The sequence below is a fragment of the Azospirillum rugosum genome (genome assembly GCF_017876155.1).
Taxonomy (GTDB): domain Bacteria; phylum Pseudomonadota; class Alphaproteobacteria; order Azospirillales; family Azospirillaceae; genus Azospirillum; species Azospirillum rugosum.
In genome coordinates this window covers 103,477-121,299 of the sequence record NZ_JAGINP010000024.1, presented here as the reverse complement: position 1 = coordinate 121,299, position 17,823 = coordinate 103,477, and the positions used below count along the sequence as shown (strand labels likewise).

At 70.7% G+C, this 17,823-nt stretch carries 11 protein-coding genes and 1 pseudogene; 3 read left to right on the top strand and 9 right to left on the bottom strand.

Features of this window, described 5'->3' with window-relative positions; all coding sequences use genetic code 11:
* Positions 1-33: 33 nt before the first annotated feature.
* The 7 genes and pseudogenes from J2851_RS27845 to J2851_RS27815 form a co-directional block, all read right to left on the bottom strand.
* Positions 34-3,195 (bottom strand): efflux RND transporter permease subunit, encoded by a 3,162-nt coding sequence (locus tag J2851_RS27845; RefSeq protein ID WP_246500986.1) that lies wholly within the window; start codon positions 3,193-3,195, stop codon positions 34-36.
* On the bottom strand, positions 3,192-4,364 hold the full coding sequence (locus J2851_RS27840; RefSeq protein ID WP_209770431.1) for an efflux RND transporter periplasmic adaptor subunit: 1,173 nt from the start codon (positions 4,362-4,364) through the stop codon (positions 3,192-3,194). Before J2851_RS27840 ends, J2851_RS27845 begins: the two co-directional genes overlap by 4 nt.
* Positions 4,361-5,473, bottom strand: a complete 1,113-nt coding sequence (locus J2851_RS27835; protein WP_209770430.1) for an efflux RND transporter periplasmic adaptor subunit — start codon at positions 5,471-5,473, stop codon at positions 4,361-4,363. The genes J2851_RS27840 and J2851_RS27835 overlap by 4 nt, the downstream gene beginning before the upstream one ends.
* A 15-nt stretch (positions 5,474-5,488) precedes the next feature.
* Positions 5,489-6,688 (bottom strand): acetate/propionate family kinase, encoded by a 1,200-nt coding sequence (locus tag J2851_RS27830; protein ID WP_209770429.1) that lies wholly within the window; start codon positions 6,686-6,688, stop codon positions 5,489-5,491.
* A 5-nt stretch (positions 6,689-6,693) separates the two neighbouring features.
* A pseudogene (locus J2851_RS27825) lies at positions 6,694-7,626 on the bottom strand (bifunctional enoyl-CoA hydratase/phosphate acetyltransferase); the annotation flags it as partial.
* A gap of 68 nt (positions 7,627-7,694) precedes the next feature.
* A complete protein-coding gene (locus J2851_RS27820; RefSeq protein ID WP_209770427.1) occupies positions 7,695-8,156 on the bottom strand; it encodes a hypothetical protein in 462 nt (153 codons plus the stop codon).
* A gap of 43 nt (positions 8,157-8,199) precedes the next feature.
* Positions 8,200-10,653 carry a DUF3141 domain-containing protein gene (locus J2851_RS27815; protein WP_246500985.1) on the bottom strand — a complete coding sequence of 818 codons (2,454 nt, stop codon included), beginning with the start codon at positions 10,651-10,653 and terminating at the stop codon, positions 8,200-8,202.
* 631 nt (positions 10,654-11,284) lie between these two features.
* Between J2851_RS27815 and J2851_RS27810 the strand changes: the two genes are divergently transcribed.
* The 3 genes from J2851_RS27810 to J2851_RS27800 are packed head-to-tail and all read left to right on the top strand — an operon-like array spanning position 11,285 to position 15,672.
* The gene (locus J2851_RS27810; RefSeq protein ID WP_246500984.1) at positions 11,285-12,148 is read left to right on the top strand and encodes a DUF2092 domain-containing protein; all 864 of its coding nucleotides are present in this window, start codon (positions 11,285-11,287) and stop codon (positions 12,146-12,148) included.
* Positions 12,145-12,957 (top strand): hypothetical protein, encoded by an 813-nt coding sequence (locus J2851_RS27805; protein ID WP_209770425.1) that lies wholly within the window; start codon positions 12,145-12,147, stop codon positions 12,955-12,957. The genes J2851_RS27810 and J2851_RS27805 overlap by 4 nt, the downstream gene beginning before the upstream one ends.
* 12 nt (positions 12,958-12,969) lie before the next feature.
* Positions 12,970-15,672 (top strand): MMPL family transporter, encoded by a 2,703-nt coding sequence (locus J2851_RS27800; RefSeq protein WP_209770424.1) that lies wholly within the window; start codon positions 12,970-12,972, stop codon positions 15,670-15,672.
* Here the strand turns inward: J2851_RS27800 and J2851_RS27795 are convergent.
* Both J2851_RS27795 and J2851_RS27790 read right to left on the bottom strand, forming a co-directional pair.
* Complete coding sequence (locus tag J2851_RS27795) at positions 15,563-16,675, bottom strand: SMP-30/gluconolactonase/LRE family protein (RefSeq protein WP_246500983.1); 1,113 nt, start codon at positions 16,673-16,675, stop codon at positions 15,563-15,565. The genes J2851_RS27800 and J2851_RS27795 overlap by 110 nt on opposite strands.
* Positions 16,672-17,784 (bottom strand): sulfotransferase family protein, encoded by a 1,113-nt coding sequence (locus J2851_RS27790; protein ID WP_209770423.1) that lies wholly within the window; start codon positions 17,782-17,784, stop codon positions 16,672-16,674. Before J2851_RS27790 ends, J2851_RS27795 begins: the two co-directional genes overlap by 4 nt.
* Between the last annotated feature and the right edge of the window lie 39 nt (positions 17,785-17,823).

The following is a 17,823-nucleotide window of genomic DNA, read 5'->3' as shown; positions in this document are numbered from 1 at the left end:
GAAGGGGCGCGGTCCCCTCACGGCGTGGGCCGCTCACGCCCCGCTGGGCACGCCCTTGGTCGGCGTCTGGTCCGCCGTGGATGGTGGCGTCGACGGCGGCGGGCGGACCTGTGCCGCGGGCGCGCCGGCCCCCGCCGGTTCCTTGATGCGGAACCAGGCGACGTAGAGCGCCGGCAGGAACAGCAGGGTCAGCGCCGTCGCCACCAGCAGGCCGCCGATGACTGCGTAGGCCATGGGGCCCCAGAAGACCTCCGGCGCGATCGGGATCATGCCCAGGCTGGCGGCGGCGGCCGTCAGCAGGATCGGCCGCACGCGGTGCATGGTGGCGTTGATCACCGCGTCCCAGGGATGCTCGCCCATCGCCAGATGCTCGTCGATCTGGGCGATCATGATGACCGAGTTGCGCACGATCATGCCGATCAGCGCGACGACGCCCAGGATGGCGACGAAGCCCAGCGGCGTGCCGGTCGGCAGCAGCGCCGCGACCACGCCGATCAGGCCCAGCGGCGCCACGCTGATGACCAGGAACAGCTTCTGGAAGCTTTGCAGCTGGATCATCAGCACGGTCAGCATGACGAAGACCATGATCGGGAAGACCGCGATGATGGAGGCCATGCCCTTGGCGCTGTTCTCCACCGTGCCGCCGGCCTCGATCGTGTAGCCGGGCGGCAGGCTGCGTTGCAGCTCCGCCACCGCCGGGGCCAGCTGGTTCACCACCGTCGCGGCCTGGAGCGGCGGGACGAGGTCGGCCTGCACCGTGATCGTCGGGTTGCGGGAGCGGCGCCAGACCACCGGCTGCTCCAGGTCGTAGCGCAGCGTCGCCACCTCCTTCAGCGGCACGGTGCGCCCCTCCGGGATGGCGACCTGGAGGTTGCGCAGCGTCTCGATGGAGCTGCGCTCCGCGTTGGTCGCCTGCGCCACCACGTCGATCAGGTAGATGTCGTCGCGCACCTGCGTGAAGGCGGCGCCCGACACGGTGGCGTTCAGCGCCTCGTTCAGCGACTTGGAGCTGATGCCGAGCATGCGCGCCTTGTCCTGGTCCACGTCCACGCGCACGACCTTCGACGGCTCGTTCCAGTCGTAGTTGATCAGCAGCGTGTAGGGGTTCGTGCCGATGGTGTCGGCCATCTTCGCGGCGATGGCGCGCACCTCGCCCACGTCGGGGCCGGAGACGCGGTACTGGATCGGCCAGCCGACCGGCGGCCCCATCTCCAGCGGGCTGACGCGTGTGTTCAGGTCGGAGAAGTCCTCGTTCAGCACCCGCTCCAGCCGCGCGCGGACGGCGTCGCGGACCGCATAGCCCTTGGTCACCACCACGGCCTGCGCGAAGTAGTCGTTGGCGAGCTGCACGTCGAGCGGCAGGTAGAAGCGGATGGCACCCTGGCCGACATAGAAGCTCCAGTGCGCGACGTCGGGATCGGCGGCCAGCACCTTTTCCAGCCGGTCCACCGTCTCGCGGGTCGCGTTGATGGAGGCGGTCTGCGGCAGCGTCAGGTTCACCAGCAGCTCCGGCCGATCCGACGCCGGGAAGAACTGCTGCTGCACGTGCTTCAGGCCGAAGACCGACAGGGCGAACAGCGCCAGCGTGCCGACGATCACCAGATACCGCGCGCGCATGGCGGCGCGCAGGCTTGCCCGGAACAGGCGCATCAGGCGACCCGGCTCGTGCGCGCCGTGGCCCTGCCCGTGGCCTTGCTTGGCCGCCTTCGGCGGGCGCAGGACGTTCACCCCGATCAGCGGGGCGAACAGCACCGCGACGATCCAGGAGAACAGCAGCGCCATCGCCACCACGGCGAACAGCGAGAAGCAGTATTCCGCCGCCCCGCCCTGGGCGAAGCCGATGGGGATGAAGCCGGCCACCGTGACCAGCGTCCCGGTCAGCATGGGAAAGGCGGTGGAGGTGTAGGCGAAGGTCGCCGCCTTATCCAGGCTGAAGCCCTCCTCCAGCTTGGTGATCATCATCTCCACGGTGATCATGGCGTCGTCCACCAGCAGGCCCAGCGCGATGATCAGGGCGCCGAGCGAGATGCGCTGCAGCTCGATCCCGAAATAGGCCATGCCCATGAAGGTCATCGCCAGCACCAGCGGGATGGAGGTCGCCACCACCATGCCGGCCCGCAGGCCCAGGCTGACGAAGCTGACGGCCATGACGATGATGACCGCCTCCTTCAGCGCCTTGGTGAAGCCGGCGATGGACTCCTCGACCACCACCGACTGGTTGGCGACGAGGTGGACGTTGATGCCCACGGGCAGGTTGGCCTCCACCTGCCGCATCTTCTCGTGGATGCCTTCGCCGAAGGCCAGCATGTTGCCGCCGGCCGCCATGGAGATGATCAGCCCGATGGCCGGCTGCCCGTTGTAGCGGAACAGCGGGGTCGGCGGGTCGGCGTAGCCGCGCCGGACCTGCGCCACGTCGGCCAGTCGATAGAATTTCCCGTTCGCGCGCAGGCTGATGGCGCGCAGGCTGTCCTCCGAGGTGAAGGCGCCGCTGACGCGCACGGAGATCTTCTCGTCGCCCGCCTGGACCACGCCCGCCGGCGCCACGGCGTTCTGCGCCTGGAGGTCGGCGATGACCTGCTCCCGGTCGATGCCCATCGCGGCGAGCTGGCGGGTGGAGAAGTCCAGGTAGATCTTTTCGTTCTGGATGCCGACGAACTGCACCTTGCCGACGTTCGGCACGCGCATCAGCTCCGCCCGCGCGGTCTCGGCGTAATCCTTCAGCTCGCGGTAGCTGAAGCCGTCGGCGGTGAAGGCGTAGACGGTGCCGAAGGTGTCGCCGAACTCGTCGTTGAAGGCCGGCCCCTGCACGCCCGCGGGCAGGGTGGACTTCATGTCGGCGATCTTCTTGCGCGTCTGGTACCAGAGGTCGTCCACCGCCTCCGCCGGCGTGTAGTCCTTCAGGTTGACGTAGACGACGGAGATGCCGGGCTTGGTGTAGCTCTTGACGTAGTCGAGATAGGGGATCTCCTCCAGCTTCTTCTCGATAGGGTCGGTCACCAGGTTCATGGTGTCCTCGATCGTGGCGCCGGGCCAGTTCGTCTGGACGACCATGGTCTTGATGGTGAAGGCGGGATCCTCCTCCCGCCCCAGCCGCATGTAGGCCAGCGCGCCCGCCACGGTCAGCGACAGGATCAAGTACCAGGTGAAGGAGCGGTGCCGCAGCGCCCACTCCGACAGGTTGAATTTGGTGATCATGGTGCCGCCGCCGTTTCGATGGTCTTGGTGAGCCGCACGCGCTGGCCTTCGGAGAGGCTGTGCACCCCGACGGCGACCACGACGTCGCCCTTGGACAGGCCATCGGTGACGATGATCGGGCCATCTGGGACCGGGCCATCCGGGCCCCTGGCGCCATCCCTGGGCCGGATCGCGACGGTGCGACGCCGCACTGTCTGGTTTTGAGGATCCACAACCCAGACGAGGGTCCGCGTGGATCCGTCCGCCGACGTCTCCTCCAGCAGCGCGGTCGCCGGCAGCTCGATCACCGGGGCCGGCGGCTGCTTGAGGCGGCCGGTGACGGTGGCGCCCAGGCGCAGGGCGTCGGGCGGGTTCTCCAAGGCGATCCGCACGGTGTGGGTGCGGGTGACGGGGTCGGCCTGGGGGGAGATTTCGCGGACGTGGCCAAGCGCCGTGATGTCCGGCGCGCCGGCCAGCGTCACCTCGATCACCGGGTCCTTGGGCGCCCCCCGGATCCCCGCCTCGGCCACGTTGAAGACCGCCTCGCGCTGCTCCGGCTGGGCGACCCGCACCACCATCTCCCCGGCCTCGACCACCTGCCCGGGCTCGGCGCCCACGGTGGTCACGACGCCGTCGCGGTCGGCGGTCAACTCGGTGTAGCCGACCTTGTCGCGCGCCGACTGGAGGGCGGCCTGCGCCGCCACCACCTTGGCGTCCGCCGTGCGCATGGAAAGAAGGGCCGCGTCGTAGATGGCCTGGGAGGTGTTGCCGTTGGCCAGAAGCTCCCGCTTGCGGGCCTCCTCGTTGCGGGCCTGCACCTGCTCCGCCTGCGCGGAGGCCAGGTTGGATTCGGCCGTGCGCAGCGCGTTGCGCTGGTCCTGGTCGTCCAGCCGGGCGAGCAGATCGCCGGCGCGGACCCGGTCGCCCACATCGACCTTGCGCTCGATCAGCTTTCCGGCAATGCGGAATCCCAGGTCGGCGTCGGCGCGCGCCTCGATCGTTCCGGTCGCCGTTTCGGACAGGCGGAAGCTCTGCGGCTGGACGGTGATGGTCCGCACCGGGCGGATCACCGGCCCCGCGTCGGCCTCGTGGCGAGCCTGCTCCTGGCACCCGGCGAGGATCGTCGCGGCCAGCACCAGGGCGGCGGACAGGGCAGCGGACAGGGCTTGGCCGGGCGTCGCGCGCGTCATGTTCCGCTCCCCTGCTTGATGGTCACCGTCTGGCCGGGCCGCAGCTTCTGGACGCCGCCGATCACCACGAGCTCGCCGGCGCTGAGGCCCCGCTCCACCGTGACCACGCCGGTGTCGTACTGGAGGACGGAGACCGGCCGCAGGCTGACCTTATCGACTGCCTTGGGATCAGCCTTGGACTCGGGGGAGCGGGCGACGACCCAGACCGCCGGGTCGCCCTGCTCGGTCTCATAAAGGGCGGAGGAGGGCAGGGTGACGACCGGCCGGGCCGGCAGCTTGGCCCGCCCGGTGACGGCGGCGCCCAGCAGAAAGGCCGGCGGCGCATCCGGCAGGGAGACCTTGACCGTGTAGGTTCGGGTGACCGGGTCGACGCCCGGCGACACCTCGCGGATCGTCCCGTCGGCGACGACCTTCGGGTCGCTGACCAGCCGCACCTCGACCGCCGGCAGCTCATTCCGGCCTTCCAGCCGGGTGCTGGCGCCGGGCACCTGGAACACCGCCTCGCGTTCCCCAGGATCGGCCAGCCGCAGCACCATCTGGCCGGCGGCCACGACCTGCCCCGGCTCGGCCGCCTTGGCGGTGATGACCCCGTCGCGGTCGGCCCGCAGTTCGGTGTAGGACAGCGTGTCCCTGGCCGTTTGCAGCTTGGCCTGCGCAGCGTTCATCTCCGCCTGCGCCTGGGCGTAGCGCTTCTGCGCGTTGTCGTACTGCACGCGCGTGGTGAAGCCCTGGGCGAGCAGGGTGCGCTGGCGTTCCTCCTGCGTGCGGCTCTGCTCCACGAAGGCTTGCGCGGCGGCCACGTCGGATTCGGCGGAGCGCACGGCGTTCTGCTGGTCCTGATCGTCCAGCCGCGCGAGCAGGTCGCCGTTGGCGACCGTCTGCCCGACGTCCACCAGCCGTTCGACCACCTTGCCCCCGACGCGGAAGCCCAGGTTGCTCTCGTGCCGGGCCTGGATGTCGCCGGTCAGCGCCGTGGTCTGGTCGAAGGCCGTTTCCTGGACGGCAAGCGCGCGGACCAGCGTGGCCTCCGCGGGCGGAGGCTGCGGCTGCTCGCACCCCAGGAGAAGGAGGCTGGCGACGACCGCCGCGCTTGCCGTTCGTGTCGTCATGGCGCGCCGTTCTCCCTAATGATGCCGGCCCTGGCGATGCCGGCCGAGGATGTCCCGCGTGTGCAGCGCGATCATCCGTTCCTCGTCGGTCGGCACGACGTAGGCTTTGACCCGGCTGCCGGGCGTGCTGATGCGGCTTTCCCCGGCCTCGTTGGCTGCATCATCGAGGTCCAGGCCGAGCCAGCGCGCCCGCTCCGCGATGCCCTGGCGGATCGACGGCGCCCGCTCGCCGATGCCGGCGGTGAAGACCAGGGCGTCGATGCCGCCCATCGCCGCGGCGAGCGACCCGACGGCGAGGCCGGCCCGGTAGACGAAGTAATCGAGCGCCAGCCGGGCGCGCGGATCGTCGCTGGCCAGCAGGTCGCGGACGTCGTTGCTGATGCCGGACAGGCCCTTCAGCCCGCAGTCGTGGTACAGCAGATGCTCGATGGCGCGGGCGTCCATGCCCCGGTCCATCAGGTACAGCACCACGCCGGGGTCGAGCTGGCCCGGCCGGGTGCCCATGGGAAGCCCGTCCATGGCGGTGAAGCCCATGGTGCTGTCCACGCTGCGGCCCGCCTGGATGGCGCACATGCTGGCCCCGCTGCCGAGGTGCGCGACGACGACGCGCCCCTGCGCGACCTCCGGGGCGACGTCGGCCAGGCGGCGGGCGATGTACTCGTAGGACAGGCCGTGGAAGCCGTAGCGGCGCACGCCGTCCTGGTAGAACTGGTCCGGAAGGGCGTAGCGGTCGGCCAGTTCCGGATGCTGGCGGTGGAACGCCGTGTCGAAGCAGGCGACCTGCACCACGTCGGGCATGATCCGGCGGATCGCGCGGATCGGCGCCAGGTTGTTCGGCTGGTGCAGCGGGGCGAGCGGGATGTAGGTCTCCAGCGTCGCGATCACCGCCTCGTCCACGACCACATGGGTGTCGAAGGCCGGCCCGCCATGCACCACGCGGTGCCCGATGGCGACCGGCAGCCCGCCGCCGCCGGCATGTTCCCGCAGCCAGGCGCCGAGGAAGGCCAGCGCCCCGGGCACGCCTTCCGCCTCGGCCGGAAGGGGGAGGGTCTCGCCGCCCTTCACGGCCAGCCGCGGGTGGGTGCCGATCCCCTCGATCTGGCCGCGCAGCCGCGCCGGCAGGGCGTCGTCGCCGCAGTCGATCAGCTGGAGGTCGAACAGCTGGAACTTGATGCTGGACGACCCGGCGTTGACGACCAGGATGGTATCCGTCATGGGCCTCACCCTTTCACCGGTTGCGCCCGCCGCAGGCGGTCGGCGTAGAGCGCCGCCACCGCGCAGGAGGCCATGCGGGTCATGACGCTGTCGGCCCGGCTGGTCAGCACGATGGGCACCCGCGCGCCGAGCACGAGGCCGGCGGCGTCGGCGTTGGCGAGGAAGGTCAGGTTCTTGGCGAGCATGTTGCCCGCCTCCAGGTCCGGCACCACGAGGATGTCGGCGTAGCCGGCGACGGGGGAGGCGATGCCCTTGATGCGCGCGGCCTCCGGGCTGATGGCGTTGTCGAGCGCCAGCGGTCCGTCGAGCACGCCGCCGGTGATCTGGCCGCGGTCGGCCATCTTGCAGAGTGCGGCCGCCTCGACCGTGGAGGGGATCTTGGGCGTGACCGTCTCCACCGCCGACAGGATCGCCACCTTCGGCAGGTCGTTGCCGAGCGCCTTGGCCAGGTCGATGGCGTTCTGGATGATGTCGCGCTTGTCCTCCAGCGTCGGCGCGATGTTCACCGCGGCGTCGGTGATGAACAGCGCCTTCGGATAGGTGGGCACGTCCATGATGAAGACGTGGCTGATCCGCCGCTCCGTGCGCAGGCCGGAGTCCCGCTTCGCCACCTCGTGCAGCAACTCGTCGGTGTGCAGGCTGCCTTTCATCAGCAGTTGCGCGCGCCCCTGCCGGACGAGGTCCACCGCCGCCGCCGCCGCGGCGTGGCTGTGCGGCACGTCCACAATCTCGTAAGGGGCGAGGTTCAGCCCGGCCTCGTCCGCGACGGCGCGGATGCGCGCCGCGGGGCCGACCAGGATGGGGGCGATGAAGCCCTGTTCCGCCGCGTCCACCGCCCCGCTGAGCGAGGTGACGTCGCAGGGGTGCGCCACTGCGGTCGACACCGGGGCGACCGTACGGCAGGCCGCGACCAGCTGTTCGTACTTCTCATGGCGCCGGGCGGGGGCGCCACCCAGCGATGCATCGGTGTGGGCCTGGACGTCCGTCATGCCGCATCCCCCCGGTCTCACCAGCGCAGGAAAAGGCCGACGTCCCCCGGCATCCCGCCGGGATAGTCGAGGATCTGCGCGCGCAGCTTGTAGCCCTTGGACCGCAGGTGCTTGTCGAAGACCTCGTAGGCCTCGCGGGCGTAGCCGGTCAGGGAGTCGGGCCAGTCCGCCTCGAAGTTGTTGATGGCGCGGCCGCCGTCGGTGCAATAGCTGCTGGGGAAGCGGGTGATCTGGATTTCGTTCACGCCCCGCTCCGCCGCCGCGCGCACGGCGCGGGTGAAGCGCTCCTTGGCGTCGGGGCGGATGTGCTGGTGCATGAAGGCGTCGCGGACGCTTTCCTGTTCTTCCTGGAGCTTCTTCTCATGCTCCAGCGCCTCCTTGAGCTTCGCCATTTCGCTTTCTTCGGCAATCCGGCGGAGGTCGTCGGGGCGGATGATGTCGTCGCCGATGGAGGAGGTCTTGGTCGTTTCGTCCGTCATGGTGCGGTCCTCCTGGTTGCCCTGTCGGTGGATGTCCGGCGGCTCACTTGGCGCGTTCGGTCCGGCTGGAGCGCCGCCGCTTGGCGGCCCGGCTGATCTCGGCGGCGGCCTCGGCCACGGAGGAACCGGCACCCCGCGACACGACGCGCAGCGCGGTTTCCTCGCCGGCCTCCTCCCGGTCGCGTTCCAGGATGGAGGAAACCTCGCGCATGCGGGCGCGCTGGTCCGCGGTCAAGGGACCGGCGGCCGACAGGATGCGCTCGGCAAGCTCCAGCACGGTCTTGCGGTCCTTCTCTTCGGGCAGCAGGACGGGCAGGGCGGCCATCGCCGCCTCCTCATCGATCAGGATCAGGAAGACCTGCTCCCGGAACACCGCGCGCACCTCATCCAGGCTCTGCTGCTTCGCCGCGGGATACTCCTCCCGGATTTGCCGCAGCGTTTGGAAGGCCCGTTCGTCCACCGAACCCCGCTCGCGGCCGACGAAGACCAGGATGCGGAACAGCGCCTCGCGCAGGCCGCCGTCGGCGACGCGGGCCGCGATCTCGGCCATCCGCTTCTCGACCAGGGCCTCGAAGGCCTCGTCGCGGACGCGCGGCGGCCGCACCTCCGCCTCGGGCGCGGCCAGCCCGACCAGCGCCTGCAGCAGCGGGGCGTTGTAGGTGGTCAGGAACAGCTGCTCCACGGCGGCGTCGCGCCGGTCGCGGTAGTTGTCGAGCGCCTGGGCGATGGCGTCGGAGACGCGCGTCTGCGCCTCCAGGAAGGGATTGTCCCTGGCGACCGGCCGGCGGTGCTCGCGCGCCCAGTGGGCCAGCGTCTCCACCGGCGCCAGGAAGGGATTCAGGTGCGAGAACAGGTAGTATTGCGCCCGCGCCGGGTTGCTCAGCCGCAGCCATTCGGCCATGGGCTCCGTCACCATGGCGCGGATCCAGGGGCGGGCGAAGCTGTCGTACAGGCCCTTGTTCACGTCGGAGATGCGGGAGACCGTCGCGAAACGCCGGTCATCCTCCGGCGTGTTGCCGCCGAGCGCCCGGATGTCGTCCAGCGTGCGCTCCTCGAACCGTGTGACGTAGGCGCCGGCGACGAGGTCGGCGCCCGGCGCGTTCGGGTCCTTCGGCTCGATCACCATCTCGTAGAGGCCGGGCGGCAGCAGGTCGACCAGTTCGATGTTCTCCACGAACTCCGCCGTTTCCTTCCGGGCGACGCGGCCGGACACGAAGATGCCCAGATGGCCGATGTCGTGGTGCAGGTTGTAGACGATGGTCTGCTCGTGCGACCGGATGTCCTCCACGCTGTCGTACAGGTCGAGGATCCAGCCCAGCGCCTGCTGCGGCGGCGTGATGTTGTCGCCGAAGGAGGCGAAGACCAGGATGGGCGAGCGGATGTTGCGCAGGTCGAGCCGGCGGCCGTCCTTGCCGATGATCCCGCCGCTGCTGAGCTTGTTGCCGACGAACAGCTCGTCGGTGATGGACTCGATTTCTTCGGTGTTGAGCAGGAAGAAGCCGCTCCACCACTTCTCGAACTCCAGGTAGCGCGGGCCTTCCGTGTCGATGGAAGCGTACAGGTTGTACGCCTTCTTCCAATAAGTGTTGGCGGGATCCAGCTTTTCGAAGTTGCCGACCAGATGCGCGCCGTCGAAGCGGCCGTTGCCGAGGTCGCCGGCCAGCGCCGCCAGCCACGCGCCGCCGTACAGCCCGCCGAGGTAGCGCATCGGGTTCTTGCCCTTGACGCCGGCCCAGTAGGACAGCGGGGAGCCGGCGATGATCAGCGGCCCCATCAGCTCCGGGTGGACGGCGCTCAGCGCCATCACCGCCCAGCCGGCCTGGCAATTGCCGATGACGCAGGGCTTGCCGTCGGCCCGGGCGTGCTGCTTGCCGACATGCTCGATGAAGGCGGCCTCGGCAGCACCCACGTCGGACAGGGTCTGGCCGGGCACGGGGTCGGGGGTGAAGCCGATGAAGTAGCAGGGATGGCCGGCGCGCAGCGCGGCGCCGATCTGGCTGTCCGGCTTGAAGCCGCCGATCCCCGGCCCGTGGCCGGCGCGGGGATCCACGATGATGAAGGGGCGCTTCGCCGGGTCGGTCCCGACCGCGGGGTCCGGCAGGATGTGCAGCAGCATGTAGTTGCAGGGGCGCTTCAGCTTGCGCCCGTCCATCACCACCTCGTGCGGGAAGGTGAGAACCGGGGGCTTGCCGTGCTGCGCGTGCTCCAGGAACTGGTCGCCGCGGCGGCGCATCACGTCGAGGAACAGGATCCAGCGCTGCATCGCGTCCACGCCGTAGTCGATGGCGTCCTGGACGGGATTGGGAAGGGCCGGAACCGGCGTGCCCTGCCGCCCCTCCCTGCCCGCCGTTCCGCTGCGAGTCCTCTCGCCGGAGCCCTTGGCCGCCGGACCGTCGTCGCGGGCTGCGGCGAAGGCAACCGGATTGACAGCGCTCCAGGCCGAAAGCCACGTCGTGAAGGGCTGCATCATCAGGGGCTGCTCCGACCAGTCAGGCATCACGATTCCTCTCTTGGCTGTACGCGCGTCAGGAAAGGCGGGTCGGGCAGGGCCAGGATGCAGCGATGTCCGGCGTGAATGCTTTGGTCCGGCCCGAATGGACTTGGCCCTAACGACCTTGGCCCGAATGAACGTGAATGGGCCTGTCTGTTTGGTCCGGTGGGCCCGCATCAGGGCGACGCTACCCTGCCGGGGCGCGCTTCTGTAAGGGCGCAACAGTTGGCTTTGATACCGTAACAAACCCGATGGCTGGGTCCGTTGCGGCACGCCCGGCCTGTCCCTGCCGTACGGACCGGCCGTACGCTCGCGCCTAACCATGAAATTGGGAGGATTGGGGGCTGAACGGGCTGTGGCCGCGGCTCCGGCTCAAGGATTGCTACCGGAAGATACGTCTCGCAACCAGTGCGTTACCGTATCGACGCCAACTGTTGCATGGTTCAAAGCTGCCGGCGGCTTGGGCCAAAGTGACCGATCACCACCCGGCCGTGGACGAGATCGGCCGACCGCCGTCGCCCTTCGCTGGCCAAGCCGTTCCACGCCGTTCCACGCCAAGAGCGGTGACGAAAGCATCATCAACGGATCGGTATCGACTGATCGGCGGTGTCCCATGAGAACGCCCATGAGAACGCCCATGAGAACGCTTTTGCGGCTGTCCGGTCCGCTGCTTTGCCTTCCTCTCCTGTTCGGCCCCGCGCTGGCGGTCTCCCAGGTGGAGGGGGCGGACACGGATGACGAGCCGGCCATCGACGAACAGGTGATCGACGAACACGCCAAGGACGTCCTGAACCGGATGGCCGACACGCTGGCGCAGGCCAAGGGCTTCAGCGTGACCATCCGCTCCAACTACGACGTGGTGCAGGACACGGGCGAGAAGATCGAGTTCGGGGAGCGCCGCACCGTCACGCTGAACCGTCCCGACGCCCTGCGGGTGGAGTCCCGGCAGAGCGACGGGACGCGGCGCCAGGTGACCTTCGACGGCAAGGCGCTGACCGTGTTCGACCCCGGACAGAACGTCTACGGCCAGCTGGACCGGCCCGGCAGCGTGGACGACGCGGTGCGCTACCTGGTCCAGGACCTCCAGATCAGGCTGCCGCTGGCGCTGCTGCTGGTCACGACGCTGCCGGCGGAGCTGGACCAGCGCATCCAGGCGCTGGATTATGTGGAGCACGACACCCTGACGCCGGTGCCGACGGACCATGTGGCCGGCCGGACCGAGGACGTGGACTTCCAGGTCTGGGTCGCCGCCGACGGCACGCCCCTGCCGCAGCGGATCACCATCACCTACAAGAACGACGAGGGCGAGCCGCAGTACCGCGCCGACCTCACGGATTGGACCCTGAACCCCGACCTGTCGGCGGCACAGCTCGCCTTCCGCCCGCCGGACGGGGCGCAGCGCATTCCCTTCCTGGTGCGCGTCCGCAAGAGTGTGGGCGACCAGCCGGGGTCCCAGGACCATCCGGAACGTTCCGGCAGCGCAGAGGAGGCCCCGAAATGACGTTGGGCTTCATACGGTTGGGCTCCGCACGGTCTGGCCTCGCCATCGGCGCGGCCCTGACCCTGGTCGTCGCATCCGTCGCGGCGGAGGCCGCGCGCGGCGGAGGTCGCGGGGGTGGGGGAGGCGGCTACTCCCGGTCCGGCCCGGCGGCGGGCGGCAGCTTTTCCGCGTCAAGGCCATCGGGGGGCGGTGGCTATTCCCGTGCCGGAGCGGCATCGGGCGGCGGCTTCTCCGCCCAGCGGCCGGCCGGTGGCGCTGCCGCGACCGGAGCCCGGCAGGCCGGGGCCACCGAACGGTCCGGGCAACGCACCGCCGCCGCGCAAACCGCCACCCGCCAGTCGGGAGCGACCGAGCGCTCGGCGCAACGCAACGAGACCCAGCAGGTCCGGGCCCAGGAGCGGGCCGACACCCGGACTTCCGGCCAGGCGGAACGGACCGAGCGGCAGGCCGAGCGGCAACAGGGACAGACCGAGCGCACCGAAGCCCGCCAGCAGGGTCAGACCGAACGCACCGAGGCCCGATCCTACGCGGCGCAGAACATGTCGAACAATTGGGATTCCCACAACGACTGGGACGACGACGACGATTGGGGCTGGGCCCTGGCGGGCGCGGCGGTCGGGGCGACGGCCGGCTACATCGCGGGGGCCGCGACGGCGTCGCCGACCTATGTGACCGTGCTCCCCTGCTCGCCGACGGTCGTGACCGCGGGCAGCGTGAGCTATTACGGCTGCGGCGGGACCTGGTACAACCAGACCTACGTGAACGGCGCCGTCTCCTACGTCACGGTCGCTCCACCGCCCGGCTATTAGAGCAAAGGGACCATGACGGATTTTGCGCGCTCCATTCTGCGGAGCTGGAGCGCGGCAGCGTGCCGCCGGCCGGTCGTCACCGTCCTGATGTTCCTGCTTCTGTCGGTGCTGGCCGGCTGGTATTCGGCGGAGGTGCTGCGCATCAACACCAGCACCACCGACATGATCGCGCCCGACGTGCCGTTCCGCCGCGATGCGGAGCGGTACCGGCAGTCCTTCCCCTTTGCCGACGACCAGATCGTCGTGGTGGTCGACTCCGACTCCGCCGACCGGTCCGATGCGGCGGCGCTGCGCCTGGCCGAGCTGATGCGCGCCCGCCCGGACGCCCTGGCCGAGGTGGAGGTCCCGTCGGCCGATCCCTACTTCCGGCGCAACGGGCTGCTGTTCCTGGATGCTCCCGCGCTTCAGGATCTCGCCACGCGGCTGGCGGGGGCGCAGGCCGCGCTGGGCGCGCTGAACGAGGCGCCGAACCTGCGCGGGCTGGCCGGCATGGTCGACCTCGTCCTTGAACATACAGGGGAGCATACGGGCGAGAACGCCCCGGCGGCCCTGTCGGACCTGATCGATCGCCTTGCCGCCGCAACCGCGGGCGTCGCCGACGGCAAGCCGGAACCGGTGTCCTGGACCGGTCTGGTCAAGCTGAACGAGGACGAGCGTTTCGGCAACCGGCGCTTCGTCACCGCGCGGCCGGTGCTCCGCGAAACATCCTTCGGGCGCGGCCGCCCGGCGATGGACGCGGTGCGCAGCGCCGTCACCGCTATCCGGGGGGAACCGGCGGGCCTCGGCGTGGAGGCCCGCGTCACCGGTGCCGTCGCGCTGCGCCAGACGGAGCTGGACACGGTGCAGGACACGGCGGGCCTTGCCACCGTCCTGTCCTTCGTGCTGGTCGTGACGGTGCTGACCGTCGGTATGCGGTCCTGGCGGATGATCCTGTGCATGATGGTCACGCTGGTCCTCGGCCTGACGCTCAACGCCGGGCTGGCGGCGCTGACCGTGGGGCGGCTGAACCTGATCTCCGTCACCTGCGCCGTCATGTTCTTCGGGCTGGGGGACGACTTCGGCAGCCACCTCGGCCTGCGCTACCAGGAGGAGCGGCAGCGGGGCCGCCCGGTGCGCGCTGCCGTGCTGAATGCTGCGCGCAACGTCGGGCCGCCGCTGGCGCTCAGCACGGCCTGCGCGATCATCGGCTTCCTGTCCTTCGTGCCGACCGACTATCGGGGATTGGCGGAGTTCGGCGTGATCTCCGGCCTCGGCATGGTGGTGGCGCTGGTCATCAGCCTCACGCTGCTGCCCGCCCTGTTCATCCTGCTGCCGCCCGGCCCCGGCGTGGTGCGGGTCAAGCGCGAGGACCGCCGCTTCGCCGCCTGGATGACCCGCCACAACGGCGCGCTTCTGGCGCTGACGGCGCTGACGGTGCTGGGTTCGCTGGCGGCGCTGCCGCTGGTTCGGCTGGACGTGAACCCGCTGAACCTCCAGGACCGCCGGACGGAGGCCGTGCGCACCTACCGCGATCTGGCGACGGCGCCACGGACCTCGCCCTACGCGATCAACATCCTGGAGCCGGACCTCGCCGCGGCGCAGGCCACGGCCGACCGGCTGCGCGGGAACGCGGAGGTGGGCGGGGTGCGGACCTTCGCCGGCTTCATACCCAAGGACCAGGAAGCCAAGCTGCCGATCATCGCCGACATGGCCCTGCTGCTGGGGCCGAGCCTCGCCGCCCCGGCCGACGTGGTGCCCCTGACCACGGCGGAGCGGGCGGAGGCCGTGGCGGTGCTGCGCGCAGCGCTGGACCGTTTCGCGGCCGGCGAGGGCGGCACGCCGGAGGCCCGCGCCGCCGCCCAGCGCTTCGGCGCGGCGCTGGGGCGCATCCCCCCGCAGGACGCGCTGGCGCTGGCGGCGCTCGACCAAGCGTTGACCGGCGGCGTCCCGCCCCTGCTGGAGCGGCTGCGCGAGGGGCTGGAGGTGGAGCGGCCGGTGACCGCGGCGGATGTGCCGGACAGCATCCGCCGACGCTGGATCGCGCCGGACGGGCAGGCGCGGGTGGAGGTGCTGCCGACCCACGACATCTCCGACAGCCGCGACATGGCCCGCTTCGCCGAGGCGGTGCTGGCCGTGGCCCCGCACGCGACCGGTGCGCCGGTGACCGTGACCCAGGCCGGTCGGATCGTGCTGCGCGCCTTCGCCGAGGCGACGGCGCTGACCCTGGTGCTGATCGTCCTGCTGCTTCTGGTCGTGCAGCGCAGCCTGAAGGGAATCGTGCTGATCCTGGCGCCGCTGATGGTGGCGGCGCTGTGGACCATGGCGGCGGCCGGCCTGCTGGACATTCCCTTCAACTTCGCCAACGTGATTGTCATCCCGCTGCTGTTCGCGCTGGGCGTGTCCAGCAGCATTCACATGGTCGCCCGCGGGCAGGAGCTGGAACGCGCGGGCAGCCGCAGCGGTGATTATGGCGGTGCCGATTACGGCATGGGCCTGCTGGTCACCAGCACGCCGCTCGCCGTGCTGGTCAGCACGTTGACCACCAGCACGGCCTTCGCGACGCTGGCCATCTCCTCCCACCGCGGGCTCGCCAGCATGGGGATGCTCCTGGCCATCGCCATCACCTTCACGGTCGTGTCGGCGCTGATCGTGCTGCCCAGCCTGATGATCGGCTGGCACCGCTGGTCGCGGTGCCGCACGTCAGAAGGCGTGCGGACATCACCGATCCGGCGATGAGCCGGCCGTCCCAGGCCGCCGCCACGGTCGCGGCGGAGAAGAGCCCCCCGTCGTCGTCGAACAGCGTCTCCACGCCCGCCGGCCCCATCGTCGTCGAAAAAAGCGCGACGACGCGGGCCGGCGCGGTGGCTCCGCCCGGAAGGCCATGGCGGTGCAGCGCCAGCGCCGGCAGCGACGGGTGCACCGCCGCCAGCGCACGCCCTTCCAGCGGGCCGCCGCCTGTTCCCCGGCTGAGGTTGTCGGGGCCGCCCGGCACGGGGATGCGGGCCATGGGGGCCGTCTCGCCGCCGCCGAGCAGGGCCGACAGGCGGTAGACCAGCACCGCCCCCTCCCGCGTCGCGGCGACGTACAGGCGGTCGGCCTCAAAGTCGGGCAGCAGGCCGTTGGGATAGCCGAGGCCGCCGGCCAGCACGCGCGCAGCACTGTTCTCGACCAAGCCCACGACGCCGCGGCGGAGGTCCAGCGCGTCCTCCAGCGCCGCCGCGGCCCGGCCGCAGCCGCCATGGTCGCCGGTGAACAGGAAGCGCTCGCCATCCAGGAAGGCCACATCGTTGGCGCGGCAGAGCAGGGGGCTCTCGACCGTCCCCTGGTGCCGCAGCGCCGCCCCGTCCAGCGTGAAGCGTTCGACGGTCGTGGTCCCGTCGCGGCGGCGGTTGACCGCCAGGACCGACCGCCTGCCGTCCGCTTCCGTGCGCAGGTCGATGCCGTGCGGCCGGAAGACGCCGACCGGGCGGAAGGCGGCGGTCAGCTCGACCGCCTCCGCCCGGTCAGCGTCCAGCGCGTCGAGCGGCACGGCGAACAGCCCGCCCCGGGAGGCGTCGGGCTCCGCCCGCCGGTCGTAGGCGGAGAGCAGCACGCGCCGGAACGCGCCGTCCACGGCCAGATCCTCGATCCCGACCACCGGGCGCCCGTTGGCCGTGATCTCCACCGTCCGGCACTGGGCAAGCGCGGACCCCATCCATCCCAACAGCAGAACGCCGGCGGACAGCGCCGCGCGGATCATGGGGCGGCGGCCGGCTGCCCCCAGCGGGCGAGGAAGGGCGCCCAGTGCCGCTCCACCCGCCGGCGCCCGGCCTCGGACAGCTGGTGCCGGTTCTTGGAATAGTTGCGCACCTCGGCCAGATAGGCCTCGAACCCCGGCTTCGCGGCCTCGAACCCCGGAAGCTCGATGGTCCGGTAGACGCGTTCGGCCTCGGCCAGCGGGGCCCGCTCGAAATCCTCGAAGGCCAGCTCGACGAAGCGGTTGGGCGGCAGGGCGGCCGCGTCGTCCACGAGCGCCTGCATGATCCGCGGGTAGTGGTCGAGCACGACCTGCTCCACGTCGATGGAGCCGTGCGGCTGCAAGGCCAGCTGGTTCAGCAGCGTGCGGTAGAAGCCGACGGTGGAGACGTACACCGCCATCGGGTCGCGGTGGATGTGGATGAAGCGCGCGTCCGGCCACATCTCCCTCAGCATGGCGATGCGGGCGCTGTAGACCGGGTTCTTGATCAGCAGGCGCCGCCCGCCCTGCGACAGGGCGACCTTCTCCAGGAAATGGACGAGGCGGCCACGCCAGCGCAGGACCTCGTCCGGGCCGCAGCCCTCGAAATAGAGGCCCCGGCGCAGGTTCTCGTCCAGGTGCCGGGGGAAGTAGAGCCCGTGGTAGAAGGACAGCGGCGACATGTTGGCCAGCGCGATCTCATCCTCCTGGGGCGAGTCCGGGCGGACCGCCACGTTGTCGATGTAGCGGCGCTCCGGCAAGGCCCGTTCCAGCAGCGGGCGCAGAACCGCGCCGAGCCCAAGCATGTCCCACGGCAGGCCCACCGCGACGGGCGCGATGAAGCCGAACTGCGGATCGCGGCTGAGCAGGTTGTAGAGGTGCGTGGTTCCGCTGCGCCAGTGGCCGACGATGAAGACCGGCGCCGGAAGCGGCGCGCCGTCCCGCCGTTTCCACGCCACCCACGCCCGCTCCGCCAGGGAGAAGGGGGCGCGCAGCAGGGCCGACGCGATTGCCGCGGCCAGGGTCGCCGCGTGGGCCGCGTCCGGCGGCCCGTTCCGCCGCATCACCGTCAGCAGGGTCAGCGCGTCGCAGCCGTAAAGCGGGTGGTCGGCCGCGGGAAGCCAGCGTCCCATGGGGAGCCTCCTCTGTGCTGCAGGCGCCCAGGAGCATAG

Excerpts from the sequence above, each read along its gene's own strand:
- J2851_RS27795 (WP_246500983.1), bottom strand. The coding sequence starts at position 16,675 with ATGATCCGCGCGGCGCTGTCCGCCGGCGTTCTGCTGTTGGGATGGATG.
- J2851_RS27805 (WP_209770425.1), top strand. The coding sequence starts at position 12,145 with ATGACGTTGGGCTTCATACGGTTGGGCTCCGCACGGTCTGGCCTCGCC.
- J2851_RS27810 (WP_246500984.1), top strand. The coding sequence starts at position 11,285 with ATGAGAACGCTTTTGCGGCTGTCCGGTCCGCTGCTTTGCCTTCCTCTC.
- J2851_RS27790 (WP_209770423.1), bottom strand. The coding sequence starts at position 17,784 with ATGGGACGCTGGCTTCCCGCGGCCGACCACCCGCTTTACGGCTGCGAC.
- J2851_RS27840 (WP_209770431.1), bottom strand. The coding sequence starts at position 4,364 with ATGACGCGCGCGACGCCCGGCCAAGCCCTGTCCGCTGCCCTGTCCGCC.
- J2851_RS27800 (WP_209770424.1), top strand. The coding sequence starts at position 12,970 with ATGACGGATTTTGCGCGCTCCATTCTGCGGAGCTGGAGCGCGGCAGCG.
- J2851_RS27830 (WP_209770429.1), bottom strand. The coding sequence starts at position 6,688 with ATGACGGATACCATCCTGGTCGTCAACGCCGGGTCGTCCAGCATCAAG.
- J2851_RS27835 (WP_209770430.1), bottom strand. The coding sequence starts at position 5,473 with ATGACGACACGAACGGCAAGCGCGGCGGTCGTCGCCAGCCTCCTTCTC.
- J2851_RS27845 (WP_246500986.1), bottom strand. The coding sequence starts at position 3,195 with ATGATCACCAAATTCAACCTGTCGGAGTGGGCGCTGCGGCACCGCTCC.
- J2851_RS27820 (WP_209770427.1), bottom strand. The coding sequence starts at position 8,156 with ATGACGGACGAAACGACCAAGACCTCCTCCATCGGCGACGACATCATC.
- J2851_RS27815 (WP_246500985.1), bottom strand. The coding sequence starts at position 10,653 with ATGCCTGACTGGTCGGAGCAGCCCCTGATGATGCAGCCCTTCACGACG.